Source organism: Micromonospora narathiwatensis (assembly GCF_900089605.1).
GTDB classification, from domain to species: Bacteria; Actinomycetota; Actinomycetes; order Mycobacteriales; family Micromonosporaceae; genus Micromonospora; species Micromonospora narathiwatensis.
In genome coordinates this window covers 3,048,635-3,065,487 of the sequence record NZ_LT594324.1, presented here as the reverse complement: position 1 = coordinate 3,065,487, position 16,853 = coordinate 3,048,635, and the positions used below count along the sequence as shown (strand labels likewise).

Here is a 16,853-nt window from a genome sequence, read left to right as displayed (position 1 = left end):
CCGGCACGGTAGGACAACCCACCGACAACGACGCCCCGGCCGGGAGGCACACCAGGTGAGGGGCGACGAAGCCGGGCCGCGTCCGAACTGCTACGACACGGTGCCCACGCCGTGGAATTCTGCCCTTGGTCGGCGCTTCTCAAGTTGGCGGAGCTCGTCCTGAAGCGTTTTCAGCCAGGTCGACGCGTCGTTGAAGTCGTACGACTCCAAGCCCTCCAGATCCAGATCCAGCCGGAGAGAGGTCAGTGCCAGATTCCGGAATTGATACAGCTCTTTCGGGCGGCTGCCGCCTTCCCTGTGCCACGACCGACAGGTCTGCCGCAGCCCGAGGATCGCGCCCCTGGTCGTTGCGGACGCGCACATCCCGCCGGCCGAATACAGCCAGTCATTGAGCTTTCCTGCGACCGCACCCGCATTCTCGGGGGTGACGGATTCTGACGCGCCGTGAGACAGTCCTGCTATGGCCTGGAAGGCGGCCGGATAGGCGGCCAGGCGCATCTTGTAGATCTCCATACTGAACGACACCTTTGTGTCGATCAGCCATTTGCGACGCTCGCGACGAACCTGCGCCCACGTCAGCGTGCTACTTCCGGCGGCGATCAACAACGCGACAACGGCCGATATGAGCGGGGCGGCGAGATCGGAAGGCATGGGTCATGTCTAACCCGCGCCTTGTCGTTGTCAAGGCGCGTTCGCCCTTCTGCCGAAGTCCGAGGACCGGACAGTCCCTTGTGCGGCCCGATCACCGCCGGGCGGCGCCTGACACCGCCGCAGGGAGGACTCCGTGGGGGCGTACGCAGGTGATCCGTCACGAGGCGGTGGCCTGGTGGGGCAGCGGCGGGGTGGCGGCGTCACGGGTGGTGTCGTAGCCGGCGGCCTGGAGGGCGAACAGCTCGGCGTACCGACCACGGGCGGCCGTGAGTTCGTCGTGGGTGCCGGCCTCGACCAGGGTGCCGTGGTGCAGGACGTAGATCCGGTCGGCGTGGCGGACATTGGCGAGCCGGTGGGTGATGAGGATGGTCGTGACACGGCCCTGCCGGTCACGGATGGCCTGGAAGAGGGCGTCCTCGGCGCGCGGGTCGAGGGCGGAGGACGGTTCGTCCATGATCAGTAGCTCCGCGTCGCGGAGGAAACCGCGGGCGGCGGTGATGCGCTGCCACTGCCCGCCGGAGAGGTCCTGGCCGTTGGCGAAGGTGCGGTCGAGCAGCGTCTCGTACCCGTGCGGTAGCTCGGTGATCATCTCGTGGGCGACGGCGCGGGCGGCGGCGGCCTCGATGCGGTCCTGGCCGGGCTCGGCGGCGATGTCGCCGATGGCGAGGTTCGTCGCGGCGGTGAAGGGCCACTTGTGGTACTCCTGGGTGACGACCGCGATGCGGCCGCGCAGCGCGTCGACGTCCCATTCGGACAACGGCCGGCCGTTCCAGCGGATGGTGCCCCCGGTGGGAGCCCGCAGCATGGCGATCATCGCGGCGAGGGTCGACTTGCCGGAGCCGTTCTCGCCGACGAACGCCACGGTCTGCCCCGCCTGGATCGTCAGCGTCACCTGGTCGACGGCCGGGGAGTCCCGGTCGGGATAGCGCAGGCTGACGGCGTCCACGTGAACCTCACGCAGTTGGTCCGGCGTGTCCCGGGCGGAGGAGGTGGTCTCGTCGGGCAGGTAGGCGACGGCCCGGGTCATGAAGCCGGTGTAGTCGCTGAAGTGTTGACCCTCGGTGTAGACGCGGTCGATCTGGAAGGTGACGACGGACAGAGAACGTTGGGCGGACTGCACCGCGACGACGCAGGTCGCGGCGGCGGCGAGCGGGATCTGCCCGTCGACGAGCAGCAGACCGAGCAGCAGGTAGACCACGGCGGTGGCCAGCCCCGCGATCATCGATCCCACGGTGGTGGTCGTGGTGACCCGCCGGGCCATGGCGAGTTGGATGTCGGTCTCCACGCTCATGACCCGGTCGTACTGGTCGAGCAGGAACCGGCGCAGCCCGTAGGAGCGCAGCTCGGGCGCGGATTCCCGTTCCGCCATCAGCCGGTGCAGCAGCCACACCCGGCGTCGCCGTACCGAGCCGGCCGCGTAGGTCTGGTAACGCAGATGCCCGGCCCGCAGGGACGCCCAGGCGTTCGGCACCGTGGCCACCAGCAGCGCCGCCAACAGCAACGGGTGGATGACCACGACGGCGACGGCCACGGCGAGCAGCCCGGCCAGCCCGGCCAGCAGGTTCATCGACGACTGCACCAGCGATGTGGTGGACTCCGCGCCGCGGGAGGCGCGTTCCATGTCGTCGGCGAACGCGTCGGCGTCGAACGCCTCCAGCCGCACCGCGGTGGTCACCTCGAACAGCCCGCGCTCCACCTCCCGGTCCACCTTCGGGCTCAGGCCGTTCTGGGCGTATCCCATCGCGGTGGCCATGCCGGCCCGCACGGCCGTCACCGCGGCCAGCGCGGTCAGTGCCGGCAGCGCCGCGACCACCTTGTCCGCGGTCGGTCCCCCCGCGAACAGCTCCACGAGCACCCGCTGCGTGGCGAGGAGCCCGAACGCCGCCATCACCCCCGCCCCGACCGTGGTCGCCGCGACCACCAGCGTGCGGGCGCGGTCGGCACGCCAGCTGACCGCGAGCGCGGCCCGGAGCAGCCGGGGCAACTCGGCGAACACCGCGAAGAGGCCGGCCGTGGCCCGGGCGCGGACCCCGGTCTCCCACCACATCTCCCGCAGCTCCGGCAGCACCGACTCCACCCGTTGCCGGCCCGGCGGCTCGGCCGGGGTGCCCCGCCCGGTCGCGGTCGCGGTCTCTGCCATGGGCGTACCTCCCAAAGGTGGCGGACTCTCTCTGGCTGGCCAGCTCCGCCGGCGACTGGCGACCGGCATGCCCGCATGGCTCGTAGTATCCGTCCCGGCACTGACAGTTATTGCCGTAGATTCGACAACACGCGGTCTACAAGGCGAGTTGGTGGGTGTCCACAAACTTTCGCCCTCCCCGGCTGGCGGGTACGACGGTTACATACCGGCCGGTATCGGCGAAGGTTGTGACGGGGACCGCTGCCCGAGGGAGTCCTCGTTGTGTTGGGAACTGACCTTTGGGAGGGTTACTCGGTGTTCAGCCGCATCGCCATCGTCAACCGGGGAGAGGCCGCCATGCGGCTGATCCACGCCGTTCGCGAGCTCAATGCCGAGTCCGGGGCCCCGCCGATCGAGACCATCGCGCTCTACACCGAAGCCGAGCGTGGTGCCACCTTCGTTCGCGAGGCCGACGACAGCTACTGCCTCGGGCCCGCGTCGGCGCGTCCGTACCTGGACCACCGCGTCCTGGAACGTGCGCTGGTCGAGACGCGTGCGGACGCGGCGTGGGTGGGCTGGGGGTTCGTCGCCGAGGATCCAGCCTTCGCCGAGCTCTGCGAGAAGACCGGCGTCACCTTCATCGGCCCGAGCGCCGAGGCGATGCGCGAGCTCGGTGACAAGATCGGCGCGAAGCTGATCGCCGAGGAGGTCGGCGTCCCGGTGGCGCCGTGGAGCCGCGGCGCGGTGGAGAGCCTGGACGCGGCCAAGCGCGCGGCGGCCGAGATCGGCTATCCGCTGATGCTCAAGGCGACCGCGGGCGGTGGCGGCCGGGGGATCCGGGTGGTCCGCAGCGACGAGGAACTCGCCGAGGCGTACGAGCGGACGAGCCTGGAGGCCCAGCGCGCGTTCGGCAGCGGCGTCGTGTTCCTGGAACGGCTGGTCACCGGCGCGCGGCACGTCGAGGTGCAGGTGATCGCCGACGGGCAGGGCACCGCGTGGGCGCTGGGCGTGCGGGACTGCTCGGTGCAGCGGCGCAACCAGAAGGTCATCGAGGAGTCCGCGTCCCCCGTACTCGCCCCCGAGCAGACCCGCGAGCTGAAGGCGGCGGCCGAGCGGCTCGCGTTGGCCGTGAACTATCGCGGCGCGGGCACCGTCGAGTTCCTCTACCACCCCGGTGAGCGGCTGTTCGCCTTCCTGGAGGTCAACACCCGGCTGCAGGTCGAGCACCCGATCACCGAGGCCACCACCGACTTCGACCTGGTGAAGGCCCAGATCCACGTGGCGGCCGGCGGCCGGCTCGGCGACCGGGTCCCGGCCGAGGCCGGGCATGCCGTCGAGGCCCGGCTCAACGCCGAGGACCCCGACCGTGACTTCGCGCCGTCGCCCGGCCGGATCGTCCGGCTGGCGCTGCCCAGCGGCCCGGGCATCCGGGTGGACACGGGGGTCAGCGAGGGCGACGTGATCCCGGCCGATTTCGACTCGATGATCGCCAAAATCATCGCCTACGGTCGTACCCGCGACGAGGCGCTCGGCCGGCTGCGCCGCGCGGTCGCCGAGACGACGGTGATCATCGAGGGCGGCGCCACCAACAAGAGCTTCCTGCTCGACCTGCTCGACCAGCCTGAGGTGATCGACGCCAGCGCGGACACCGGCTGGATCGACCGGGTCCGTACGCAGGGCCGCCTGGTCTCCACGAAGCACTCCGGCATCGCGCTGGCCGCGGCCGCTATCGAGGCGTACGAGGACGAGGCGCTCGTCGAGCGGCAGCGGCTGCTGTCCACCGCACACGGCGGCCGCCCGCAGGTCCAGCACGAGAGCGGCCGGCCGATCGACCTCAAGCTCCGCGGCGCGAGCTACCGGGTGACCGTCGCGCAGACCGGGCCGCGCCAGTTCCGCGTCGGCATCGGCGAGGTGTCCACCGTGGACGTCGAGGCCGAGCGGTTCGACGAGCACACCGGCCGGATCCTGGTCAACGGCCGGCGGTTCCGGCTCGTCACCGACACGCACGGGCCCATCCACCTGGTCGAGGTGGACGGCATCACGCACCGGGTCAGCCGGGACGAGGGCGGCGTGCTGCGTTCCCCGGCGCCCGCGCTGGTCGTCGCGACCCCGCTCGAGGTCGGTGACGAGATCGAGGCGGGCGCGCCCGTGCTCGTCCTGGAGAGCATGAAGATGGAGACCGTGCTTCGCGCGCCGTTCAAGGCGAAGCTGCGGGAATGTCTGGTCACCGTCGGTAGCCAGGTAGAGACCGGTGCGCCGCTGATGCGCCTGGAACCGGTCGGCGACGAGACCGCCGGCGAGGCCGCGGAGACCGAGGCCGTCGACCTGGAACTGCCGCCCGAGCGGACCGGCCTCTCCGCCGAGGCCCGCGTCGCGCGCGGTATCGCCGACCTGCGCAGCCTGCTGCTCGGCTACGACCTCGATCCCCGTGACGAGCGCCGGGCACTGTCCAACTACCTCGCCGCGCGGGCCGAGCTGAGCCACCGTCCGCTCGAGGAGGAGGTCGGGCTGCTGCAGGTGTTCGCCGACCTGTCCGAGCTCAGCCGCAACCGGCCGGTGGGCGAGGAGACCAGGGCCGACACCCGGGTGCACAGCCCGCGCGAGTACTTCCACGCGTACCTGCAGTGTCTCGACGTCGAGCGCGCCGCGCTGCCGGACACCTTCCGTAACCGGCTCGCGCGGGTGCTCGCCCACTACGGCGTCAACGACTTCGAGCGCACGCCCGCGCTGGAGGAGGCCGTGTTCCGGATCTTCCTCGCGCAGCGACGGGTTTCGGCCGATGTCTCGGTGATCGTCACGTTCCTGCAGCAGTGGCTGACCGAGCCGCTGCCCGGCGACGGGCTGCGCGAGCTGGTCGGGCAGGCGCTGGAGCACCTGATCCTCGCCACCCAGCTCCGGTTCCCGGTGGTCGCCGACCTGGCCCGCAGCATCGTCTTCCGGTGGGCCGCCCAGCCGATGCTGCGCCGCAAGCGGGCCGAGGTGTACGCGGGCGTCCGCGGTCACCTCCGCCACCTCGACCGGAACCCCGACGCGGCCGACCGCGCCGAGCGGATCGCGAAGATGGTCGCGTCGCCCGAGCCGCTGGTCCGGCTGCTCGGTCAGCGCATCGGCAAGCCGGACGCCGACCACAGCCCGATGCTCGAAGTTCTCAGCCGCCGCTACTACGGCAACCGCGGTGCGAGCGACGCGCGTACCGTCGAGGTGGCGGGGCACTCGTTCTTCACCGCGGCGTACGACCGCGACGGCGAGCGGTTCCGGCTGATCGCGGCGGCGACGGACTTCGCCGAGTTGCCCGCGGCCCTGGAGCGGGTCGCCGGGCTGGTGAACCAGGACTCCGGCCCGGCGCGCCGCGACCCGGCGGCGTCGGTCGCCGACGTGTACCTGACCTGGGCCGACCAGCCCGACACGGACGCGATGGCCGCCACCCTGCGGGAGATTCTCGACCGCGCCGGGCTGCTGGACGTGCTTCAGCGGGTGACGATGTCGGTGGCCGGGCGTACCGGCACGGCGATGCACCACCAGTTCACGTTCCGGCCCGGCATGGGCGAGGACCGGGTCATCCGTGGGCTGCACCCGCTGATCGCCCAGCGGCTGCAACTGCCGAGGCTGCGCAACTTCGACCTGACCCGGCTGCCGTCCGTGGACGAGGAGGTCTACCTCTTCCACTGCGTCGCCCCGAACAACCCGGCCGACGAGCGGCTGACCGCGATGGCCCAGGTCCGCGACCTGACGCCGCTGCGCGACGCCGACGGCAGGATCCTCGCGTTGCCCGCGGTCGAGGGCGCGCTGGACGCGTGTCTCGACGCGATCCGCAAGGTCCAGGCGCAGCGGCCCGCGAAGAAGCGGTTCGACACCAACCGGATCACCATCTACGTCTGGCCGCCGAACGATCTGACGATCGACGAGCTGAACACCGTCGCCCAGCGCGTGCTGCCGATCACGGCCGGCGCGGGCCTGGAGGAGGTCCTGTTCCTGGGCCGCCAGCGCGACGCGGCCACCGGCGAGCTGACCGACATCGCGGTCCAGATCTCCTACGACGCCGGCATGCGGGTGTCGGTCACCGAGCCGACCACCGAGCCGATCCAGCCGCTCGACGACTACCGGCAGAAGGTGCTCTCGGCGCGGCGGCGCGGCACGACGTACCCGTACGAGCTGACCGAGATGTTGGCCGGTCAGCGCGGCAGCTTCACCGAGTACGACCTGGACGACACCGGCGAACTGGCCCCGGTCGAACGGCCGAAGGGGCAGAACAGGGCGGGCATCGTCGCCGGTGTGGTGAGCACGCCGACCGAGCGGTACCCCGAGGGCGTCACGCGGGTGGTGCTGCTCGGCGACCCGACCAAGGCGCTGGGCGCGCTGGCCGAGCCGGAGTGCGCGCGGGTGATCGCCGCGCTCGACCTGGCCGAGCGGATGCGCGTACCGCTGGACTGGTTCGCGCTGTCGGCGGGCGCGCGGATCTCGATGGGCTCGGGCACCGAGAACATGGACTGGGTGGCCGCCGCGCTCAAGCGGATCGTGGAGTTCACCCAGCAGGGCGGCGAGATCAACATCGTGGTCGCGGGGATCACCGTGGGCGCCCAGCCGTACTGGAACGCCGAGGCCACGATGCTCATGCACACCAAGGGCATCCTGGTGATGACCCCGGACTCGGCGATGGTGCTGACCGGCAAGCAGTCGCTGGACTTCTCCGGCGGCGTGTCGGCCGAGGACAACTTCGGCATCGGCGGGTACGACCGGGTGATGGGTCCCAACGGCCAGGCCCAGTACTGGGCCCCGGACCTGCGGGCCGCCCGCAACGTGCTGATGGCGCACTACGACCACACCTACATCGCGCCCGGCGAGACCCGGCCGCGTCGGGCGGTCACGACCGACCCGGTCGACCGGGACATCTCCGGCTACCCGCACGCGGTGCCGGACAGCGACTTCGCGACCGTCGGCGAGATCTTCTCCCGGGAGCGCAACCCCGATCGCAAGAAGGCGTTCGACATCCGTACGCTGATGCGGGCCCTGGCCGACCAGGACCACGCGGTCCTGGAGCGCTGGGCGGGCATGGCCGACGCCGAGACGGCGGTCGTGCAGGACGTGCACCTCGGCGGCATCCCGGTGTGCCTGCTGGGCATCGAGTCCCGGTCGGTGCCGCGGCGCGGTTTCCCGCCCACCGACGGCCCGGACACCTACACCGCGGGCACGCTTTTCCCGCGCTCGTCGAAGAAGGCCGCACGGGCGATCAACGCGGCAAGCGGCAACCGACCGCTGGTCGTGCTGGCGAACCTGTCCGGCTTCGACGGCTCGCCGGAGTCGATGCGGCAGTTGCAACTGGAGTACGGCGCGGAGATCGGCCGGGCGATCGTGAACTTCGAGGGGCCGATCGTCTTCTGCGTGATCTCGCGGTACCACGGCGGCGCGTTCGTGGTGTTCTCCAAGGCGCTCAACCCGAACATGACCGTGCTCGCCGTGGAGGGCTCGTTCGCGTCCGTCATCGGCGGGGCGCCCGCGGCGGCCGTGGTCTTCGCCAGTGACGTCAACGCGCGTACCGCGAAGGACCCGCGGGTGGCCGAACTGGAGGCGCGCGTCGCCGCGGCTGCCGGCGGGGAGCGGGCGGCGCTGGTCACGCAGCTCATGGACGTCCGGGCGACGGTCCGGGCGGAGAAGCTGGGCGAGGTGGCCGCCGAGTTCGACGGCGTGCACAGCATCCAGCGCGCGGTCGAGGTCGGCTCCGTGGACGCCATCATCCGCCCCGAGGAGCTGCGTCCGCAGATCGTCGCGGCCGTCGAGCGGGGCCTCGCGGGCGCGTGACGCCACCGGCCGCCCGCCCACCGTACGCCGGTGGGCGGGCGGCCCGTTCGTCGGCGCCGACCGCGTCAGGCGGGGTTGACGGATGACGGCGCGAGACGAGGCCGTCGTAGCGGCGGTGGCTGGGGGTCCGCCGGCCGTTGACACCTCGTGTCACGATCATCATGCCGGTGGGCGTGCGGCCCGCCGGATACGGAGGGGGGCGCGGTGGCCGGCTTTCTCGGTGCGGCACTCAGCTTTCCCACCGTGCTCTTCAGCTTCCTGCTGCTGGTCGTGGTCGGCTACTGGCTCCTGGCGCTGACCGGCGTGCTGGATTTCGGGGACGACCTCGACGTCGACGGGGTGCCCGGCGGCATCCTCGCCGGCCTCGGGCTCGGCGGCCTGCCCAGCGCCATCGGCTTCTCGCTGCTCGTCGCGGTGGCCTGGTTCGTCAGCCTGGCGGGCAGCGCGCTGCTCGACGGGCTCGGCCTCGGCGCGGCGGCCCGGATCGCGGTGTCGGTCGGGGTGTTGCTGGTGGCCGCGCTCGCCGCCTGGCTGGTGACCCGCCTGGCCGCGGTGCCCCTGGGTCGCCTCTTCCACACCGGTTCGGAGTCCAGCCGGCACGCCTTCGTCGGCAGCCTCTGCACCATCCGCACCGGCCGGGTGACCGTCGACTTCGGTCAGGCGGAGGTGGCCGCGGCCGACGGTTCCTCCGCGATCGTGCAGGTGCGTCAGCCCGGCGCCGAACCGCTGCACGCCGGCGTTCGCGCGCTCATCTACGACTACGACGTCGACGGCGAGTTCTTCTGGGTGACGCCCGCCGACTTCGCCGTCGATCCCGATCCTTCCCGTCATCGACCGAGGTAACCGTCGTCGGTGACCGTCCGCCGCGACGGCGGATCGCTGGAGATCCGGATCGGACAGACGCTTCCCCGCCACTCGACTCGTACCACCCTGCCCCCGCCCCCGTTGAAAGGAGGATGCGCGGCGTTCGGTCCGCTCGTACCGCCGGATCCGCCCCGCGCGCTCAACCATGGATGTCATCGCCACCGGAATCGGCGTACTGCTCGCCGTCCTTCTTCTCGTCGCCCTGGGCGTGGTCTTCCTGATCAGCCGGATGTTCCGCAAGGTCGATCAGGGCAAGGCGCTGATCGTGTCGAAGGTCCGCCGGGTCGACGTCACGTTCACCGGCGCGGTCGTGCTTCCCGTGCTGCACAAGGCCGAGGTCATGGACATCTCGGTCAAGACGATCGAGATCGAACGGACCGGCCACGAGGGTCTGATCTGCCGGGACAACATCCGGGCCGACATCCGGATCACCTTCTTCGTGCGGGTCAACAAGACCATCGAGGACGTGGTCAAGGTGGCCCAGGCGATCGGCACCGCCCGGGCCAGCGACCGTGAGACGCTGCAGGAGTTGTTCAACGCCAAGTTCTCCGAGGCGCTGAAGACGGTGGGTAAGCAACTCGACTTCGTCGACCTCTACACCAAGCGCGACGAGTTCCGGGACCAGATCATCCGGGTGATCGGCACCGACCTCAACGGCTACAGCCTGGAGGACGCCGCGATCGACTTCCTGGAGCAGACGCCGATGTCCCAGCTGGACGCGGCGAACATCCTCGACGCCCAGGGCATTCGCAAGATCACTGAGTTGACCGCGATCGAGCACGTCCGGACCAATGAGTTCCGGCGCAGCGAGGAGAAGGAGATAACCCGTCAGGACGTCGAGGCCCGGGAGGCGATCCTGGAGCTGGAGCGGCGTCAGGCGGACGCCGAGGCCAAGCAGCGCCGGGAGATCGAGACGGTGCGGGCCCGCGAGGAGGCGGAGGTCACCCGGGTCCGGGCGGAGGAGCGGCTGCGGGCCGAGACGGCGAACATCCGTACCGACGAGCAGTTGGGCGTCCAGCACGAGAACCGGGCCCGGGAGATCGCGGTCGCGGAGAAGAACCGGGAGCGGGTCATCGCGATCGAGACCGAGCGGATCGAGAAGGACCGCCTGCTGGAGGTGATCGCCCGGCAGCGGGAGACCGAGCTGAGCACGATCTCCAAGGACAAGGAGGTCGAGGCGGAGAAGCGGACGATGGCCGAGGTGATCCGCGAGCGGATCGCGGTGGAGAAGACCGTCGCCGAGCAGGAGGAGAACATCAAGCGCCTGCGGGTGGTCGAGGAGGCCGAGCGGACCCGCCAGGCGGTGGTGATCCAGGCCGAGGCCGAGGCCCAGGAGAACCTGGTCAAGGACATCAAGGCGGCGGAGGCCGGTGAGGCGGCGGCCAAGTTCAAGGCCCGCGAGGAACTGGTGCTGGCCGAGGCGCGGCAACAGGCCGCCGAGTTGGACGCCCGCGCGAAGATCCAGCTGGCCGAGGGACTCCAGGCCGAGGCCGCGGCCGCCGGGCTGGCCGAGGTGCAGGTCCAGGAGCGCAGCGCCGAGGCGATCGAGAAGGTCGGTCGCGCGGAGGCCGCCGTCGAGCGCGAGAAGGCGCTGATCGCCGCCGAGGCGGTACGCGAGAAGTTGAAGGGCGAGGCCGAGGGGCTCACCGACAAGGCCGCCGCGATGGCCGCGCTGGACGACGCCACCCGCGGGCACGAGGAGTACCGGCTCCGGCTCGAACTGGAGAAGGAGGTACGCCTCGCCGGGCTGGACGCCCAGCGGCAGGTCGCCGAGGCGCAGGCGAAGATGGTCTCGACCGGCCTGGAGCAGGCGAACATCGACATCGTCGGTGGGGACAGCGTCTTCTTCGACCGCCTGCTCAACTCGATCTCGTTCGGCAAGAGTGTGGACGGCTTCGTCGCCCACTCGGACGTCGCCCAGGACCTCACGCGGTCGTGGCGGGACGGCACCGCCAGCTTCACCGACGACCTGACCCGGATGCTCAGCTCGCTCAACAGCGGCGACGTGCAGAACCTCACCCTCTCGGCGTTCCTCCTGCAACAGATGCGTGCCAGCGGCACCGACCAGGGCAAGCTTCAGGAGCTGCTGAAGGCCGCGCAGCGCCTCGGCGTGGCGGACACCCCGGTGGCCGCCCTGGCCGGCGCGCGGCAGCGCACCGGTGAGTGAGCCGGTGACCGGCCCCGGCGCTGTCGGCGCCGGGGCCGGTACGCCCACGGCAACGCCCGGCGGGGTCGACGCCGCGGCGGGCCGGGCGGAGACCGGAGGCCCGGCGGGCCGGGACCCGGCCGTCGACCCGCGACCCCCGGCCACCGCGGGCCCGGCCGCCGACAGCGTGGCGGCCGAGGGCCCGGCCACCGCGGGCCCGGCCGACGGCGTGGGGCTGGACGCCAGCAGCTACGAGGTGCTACGGAACCGGCTGCGCGGGCAGGCCGCCGAGCTGACCCGGCGGGCGGAGGCGCTGAACGTCGGGCGCCTGGAGGTCTTCGGCAGCGCCGAACTGCGCCTGCTCAGCACCGAGCGGATCCGAACCGGGCACAACTGCGTGTCGCGGGACATCGTCTCGGTCGGCGGGCTGATGGTCCTCGGCTACAACGTCTTCATCGGTCTCCGGCCGGAGACGACGGTCGACGACGTCTTCTCAGTGCACCGCTTCACCCGCGAGACCGGCGCCGACGGGGACGTGTTCCGGTTCGACGTGGCCGGCCCGGACGAGCTGCCCGGGTTGCTGCGCGACCCGGGGTTCATGCGCGACTTCGGCGAGTTGTACCGCTACTACCGGCAGACCCGCCTGTTGCAGCTGCGCCGCCTCGACGGGCGGCTGCTGGCGATCTTCCAGACCGGACCGCGGACCGACGACATCCGGGTGCTGCGCTGGCGGATCGACACCGACGGCGGCGTCGAGTACCTCGACAACCGGGGCGAGCGGGAGCACATCCTCCCGCCGGCGCACGACTTCGAGTGGGTCGAGACCACCCGGGACGACCACGTCCCGGGCCGGTACCCGCACATCTCCGTCCAGGACGAGATCTTCGTCGAGACGATCGGCGGCACCCTGACGGTCAAGGTGGAGAACAACACCGAGACCGGCGAGGGCATCTACAGCGAGCCGGTGGACGAGCCGTTGCAGAGCCTGGCCGACGCCGACATCGGCTGGGCCCGGGTCGGCCCGCTGATCCTGCTCCGGATGCGGCCGTACAAGGAGACCGAGTGGCGACACCTGGTCTTCAACACGCTGACCCGTACGGTGGTCCGGCTCGACGGGATCGGGCCGGCCTGCCAGCGGCTGCCCGAGGACCACGGGATCATCTTCCCGGGCGGCTACCACCTGGCCACCGGGGTCACCCGTACCTTCGACACCGACGTCTCCGGCCTGGAGTTCGACCGGGTCATCCGGTCACCCAACGGCGAGGACGTCCTCTACGTCTTCCACGCCCGGGCCGAGGGGCGCTCGCTGCTGCTGCCGTACAACGCCATCCGCAAGGAGGTGGCCGCACCGATCCCGTGCCATGGCTTCTCGCTCTTCGACGACGGCACGCTGGTGGTGTTGCGCGGTACCTCCGAGGAGCCGACCCGGGTCCATCCGGTGCAGATCTGGCAGACCCCGTACGTCTCGGACGCGTACGCCGCCGCACAGCCGGCCGGGACCGGGCCGCTGGAACGGGTCGGCAACGCCGATCTCGTCCGGGGCATCTCCGACTGCCTGTCGGTGGCCCGGATGGTCGACGGCACCGCCCCGACGTCCGGGGTGTACGAGGCGCTCATCGCCGCCTGTGCCCGGGCCGTGGACCACTACCACTGGCTCGGCGACGCCGAACTCGGCGACCTGCTGGCACCGCTGGCCGAGCTGCGTCGCACCGCGGCCACGGTGCTCGACGAGTACGAGAAGGTCCGGGCGCTGACCGAGCAGGCGCGCGGCGCGTTGGACGACAGTGCCGCCCGGATCGCCTCGCTGGCCCGCCGTGCCCGTGGCGAGGTGCCGCTGTCCGCCGACGACTGGGTGACGCAGCTGGGCGGGTTGCGCCAGGCGCGCGGCCACCTGGAGACCCTGCGGGAGCTGCGGTACGTCGACCACGAGCGGGTCGACGAGCTGGCCGCGCGGCTCGACGAGGAGCTGGCCGCCGCCGGCCGCCGGGCGGTGGAGTTCCTGCGCCGGGACGACGCGTTCGCCGGGTACCAGGGCGAGGTGGAGCGGCTCGCCGGGCGGGCCGCCGAGATCGGCACGGTGGCCGACTCCGCGACCGTGCGGGACGCGCTGACCGAACGCGCCGAGGGCCTGCAGACCATCACCGACGTGGTGGGCGGGCTGGACATCGCCGACGCGACCGTGCGTACCGGAATCCTGGCCCGCGTCGGCGAGGTGCTCGGCGGGGTGAACCGGGCGCGGGCCGTGCTCGACAACCGCCGCCGGGCGCTGGTGGAGGCCGAGGGCAGGGCGGGGTTCGCCGCCGAGTTCGCGCTGCTCGGTCAGGCGGTGACCGGCGCGCTGGCGGCGGCGGACACCGCCGAGCGCTGCGACGAACAGCTCGGCCGGCTGCTGCTGCGGGTGGAGGACCTCGAATCCCGGTTCGGCGAGTTCGACGACTTCCTCGCCGAGCTGGCCACCCGCCGGACCGAGATCTACGAGGCGTTCTCGTCACGCAAGCAGGCGCTGCTCGACGAGCGGGCCCGCCGCGCCGACCGGCTGGTCTCGTCGGCGGAGCGCATCCTGGTCGGCGTGCGGCGCCGGGGCGCCACGCTGGGTTCGCTCGACGACATCAACACCTACTTCGCGGCCGACCCGATGGTGGGCAAGCTGCGCGCGGTGGTCGACGAGCTGCGTACGCTCGGTGACCAGGTCCGGGCCGAGGAGCTGGACGGGCGGATCCGCGCCACCCGGCAGGAGGCCGCCCGGGGGCTGCGCGACCGACTCGACCTGTACGCCGACGGCGGCGAGACGATCCGGCTGGGCCGGCACCGGTTCGCGGTCAACACCCAGCCGATCGACGTGAGCGTGGTCCCGCACGACGGGCGGCTGACGGTCGCGGTGACCGGCACCGACTACCGCGCCCCGATCCGGGACGAGGAGTTCCAGCGCACCCGCCGGTTCTGGGACCAGCTGCTGGTCTCGGAGTCGCCGCAGGTCTACCGCGCGGAGTACCTGGCCACCTCGATCCTCGCCGACGCCGAGGCGGGCCGCGACGGGCTCACCCTGGACGCGCTGCACGCGGCGGCGGACGACCCGGACGACCTGCGGAAGCTGGTCCGCCAGTACGCCGAGGCCCGCTACGACGAGGGCTACGAGGGCGGCGTGCACGACCACGACGGCACCGAGATCCTGCGGACGCTGCTGCGCCTGCACGCCGGTGCCGGGCTGCTGCGCTACCCGCCGGCCGCCCGCGCCGCGGCGCAGCTCTTCTGGCGCTTCGGCGCCGCAGAGCCGGCCCGGCGCTCCTGGACGGCCCGGGCCGCCTCGCTGGCCCGGTCGCGGCAACGGTTCGGCCGTCCGGCCCACCCACCGTCGCCGCCCGCCACCGACGCCACCGGGGCCGGCGAGGTCGCCGGGGCCGGACCGCGGCCGGCCGGTGACGCGATCGACCGGCTGCACGCCGAACTGGCCGCCGAGATCGGCCGGTTCCTGCGCGACGCCGGGCTGACCGGGCCGGCCGGGGAGGCCGACCTGGCGGGGGAGTACCTCTTCGAGGAGCTGTCCCGACGACCTGTCGGCTTCGGAACCGGGGCCGGGGCACGCACCCTGCTCGACCGGTTCCGCCTCGCCCTCGGCGGCCCGCGGTCGCCCTCGGCCCGGGAGTTCGACGACGACCTGCGGGCGCTCGACGGCGACCTGGCGAGCCGGCACCAGGTCGTCGAGGCGTGGCTGACCGCGTTCCTCGCCACCGACGACGGCTCGCTTCCCGGGCACGACCTGCCGGAGGCGATCGCCGTCGAGCTGTGCGGCGCGGAGCTGCCCCGACACGAGGCGACGGCGGTCGTGTCGGAGACGGTCGGCGGGCTGCTCGGCGCGCACCCGCGGATCGACGGGTCGGCGATCACGCTGCGGCTGGACGAGACGCTGGCCCGCACCCGCCGGTTCCGCGTGGAGCGGGTGCCGGCGTACCGGGACTACCAGCGCCGGCGCAACGCGCTGGTGGCCGCCGAGCGGGAGCGGCTGCGGTTGGCGGAGTACCGGCCGAAGGTGCTGAACGGCTTCGTCCGCAACCGCCTGCTCGACGAGGTCTACCTGCCGCTGATCGGCGACAACCTGGCCCGGCAGCTCGGCGCGACGGGCGACGCCAAGCGGGTGGACCAGTCCGGCCTGCTGCTGCTGATCTCCCCGCCCGGCTACGGCAAGACCACCCTGATGGAGTACGTGGCCAGCCGGCTCGGTCTGGTCTTCGTCAAGGTCGACGGGCCGGCCCTGGGCGCGGCGGTCACCTCGCTGGACCCGGCGGAGGCGCCCGACGCGACCGCCCGGCAGGAGGTGGAGAAGATCTCCTTCGCGCTGGAGCTGGGCAACAACGTCCTGCTCCACCTCGACGACATCCAGCACACCTCCCCGGAGCTGCTGCAGAAGTTCATTCCGCTCTGCGACGGGCAGCGCCGGATGGAGGGGGTCTGGGCCGGCCGGACCCGCACGTACGACCTGCGCGGGAAGCGCTTCGCGGTGTGCATGGCCGGCAACCCGTACACCGAGTCGGGGCGGCGGTTCCGGGTGCCCGACATGCTCGCCAACCGGGCCGACGTGTGGAACCTCGGCGACGTGCTCTCCGGCCGGGAGGAGGTGTTCGCGCTCAGCTACCTCGAGAACGCGCTCACCTCGAACCCGGTGCTGGCGCCGCTCGCCGGGCGGGAGCGCGGCGACGTCGAGCTGCTGGTCCGGATGGCGTGGGGCGACGACACGGTCCGGGCGGATCAGCTCGCCCACCCGTACGCGCCGGTCGAGCTGGAACAGATCGTCGCGGTGTTGCGCAAGCTGCTCCGGGTGCAGCGGGTGGTGCTGGCCAACAACCAGGCGTACATCGCCTCGGCGGCGCAGTCGGACGACTCCCGCACCGAGCCGCCGTTCCAGCTCCAGGGCTCGTACCGGAACATGAACAAGCTGGCCGAGCGAATCGTCCCGGTGCTCACCGACGAGGAACTGGAGGCGGTCATCGACGACCACTACCTCGGCGAGGCGCAGACCCTGGCCGCCGGGGCGGAGGCCAACCTGCTCAAGCTCGCCGAGCTGCGGGGCCGGCTGACGCCGGCGCAGGCCCGGCGCTGGGCCGAGGTGAAGGCGGGCTTCCGGCGGGCCCGAGCGCTCGGTGGCGCCTCGGACGACCCGCTGGACCGCGCGGTGGGCGCGCTGGGTCTGCTCGCGGACCGGGTCGGCGGGGTGGAGGCGGCGATCGGCCGCGCGGTCGGTCGGGACTGACCCGACGGCGGGTGCCTCCCGAGCGAGGCACC

Annotated in this window: 6 protein-coding genes; 4 read left to right on the top strand and 2 right to left on the bottom strand. The window is 72.1% G+C overall.

The window, feature by feature from the left end; genetic code table 11:
• Positions 1 to 90: 90 nt before the first annotated feature.
• Both GA0070621_RS13170 and GA0070621_RS13165 read right to left on the bottom strand, forming a co-directional pair.
• A complete protein-coding gene (locus tag GA0070621_RS13170; RefSeq protein WP_091195185.1) occupies positions 91 to 651 on the bottom strand; it encodes a hypothetical protein in 561 nt (186 codons plus the stop codon).
• A 157-nt stretch (positions 652 to 808) separates the two neighbouring features.
• Positions 809 to 2,791, bottom strand: coding sequence for an ABC transporter ATP-binding protein (locus tag GA0070621_RS13165; RefSeq protein WP_091195182.1), 1,983 nt, complete (start codon positions 2,789 to 2,791; stop codon positions 809 to 811).
• A 294-nt stretch (positions 2,792 to 3,085) separates the two neighbouring features.
• Here GA0070621_RS13165 and GA0070621_RS13160 point away from each other — a divergent pair, with 294 nt between their 5' ends.
• From GA0070621_RS13160 to GA0070621_RS13145, 4 genes are all read left to right on the top strand, one after another.
• Entirely contained in the window at positions 3,086 to 8,566 is a 5,481-nt protein-coding gene (locus GA0070621_RS13160; RefSeq protein WP_091195180.1) for an ATP-binding protein, read from the top strand.
• Positions 8,567 to 8,770: 204 nt separating this feature from the next.
• The gene (locus tag GA0070621_RS13155; protein WP_091195177.1) at positions 8,771 to 9,409 is read left to right on the top strand and encodes a hypothetical protein; all 639 of its coding nucleotides are present in this window, start codon (positions 8,771 to 8,773) and stop codon (positions 9,407 to 9,409) included.
• A gap of 166 nt (positions 9,410 to 9,575) precedes the next feature.
• Positions 9,576 to 11,597 (top strand): flotillin family protein, encoded by a 2,022-nt coding sequence (locus tag GA0070621_RS13150; protein WP_091195173.1) that lies wholly within the window; start codon positions 9,576 to 9,578, stop codon positions 11,595 to 11,597.
• Positions 11,590 to 16,821 carry a DNA repair ATPase gene (locus tag GA0070621_RS13145; RefSeq protein ID WP_231921014.1) on the top strand — a complete coding sequence of 1,744 codons (5,232 nt, stop codon included), beginning with the start codon at positions 11,590 to 11,592 and terminating at the stop codon, positions 16,819 to 16,821. The genes GA0070621_RS13150 and GA0070621_RS13145 overlap by 8 nt, the downstream gene beginning before the upstream one ends.
• Positions 16,822 to 16,853 lie beyond the last annotated feature (32 nt).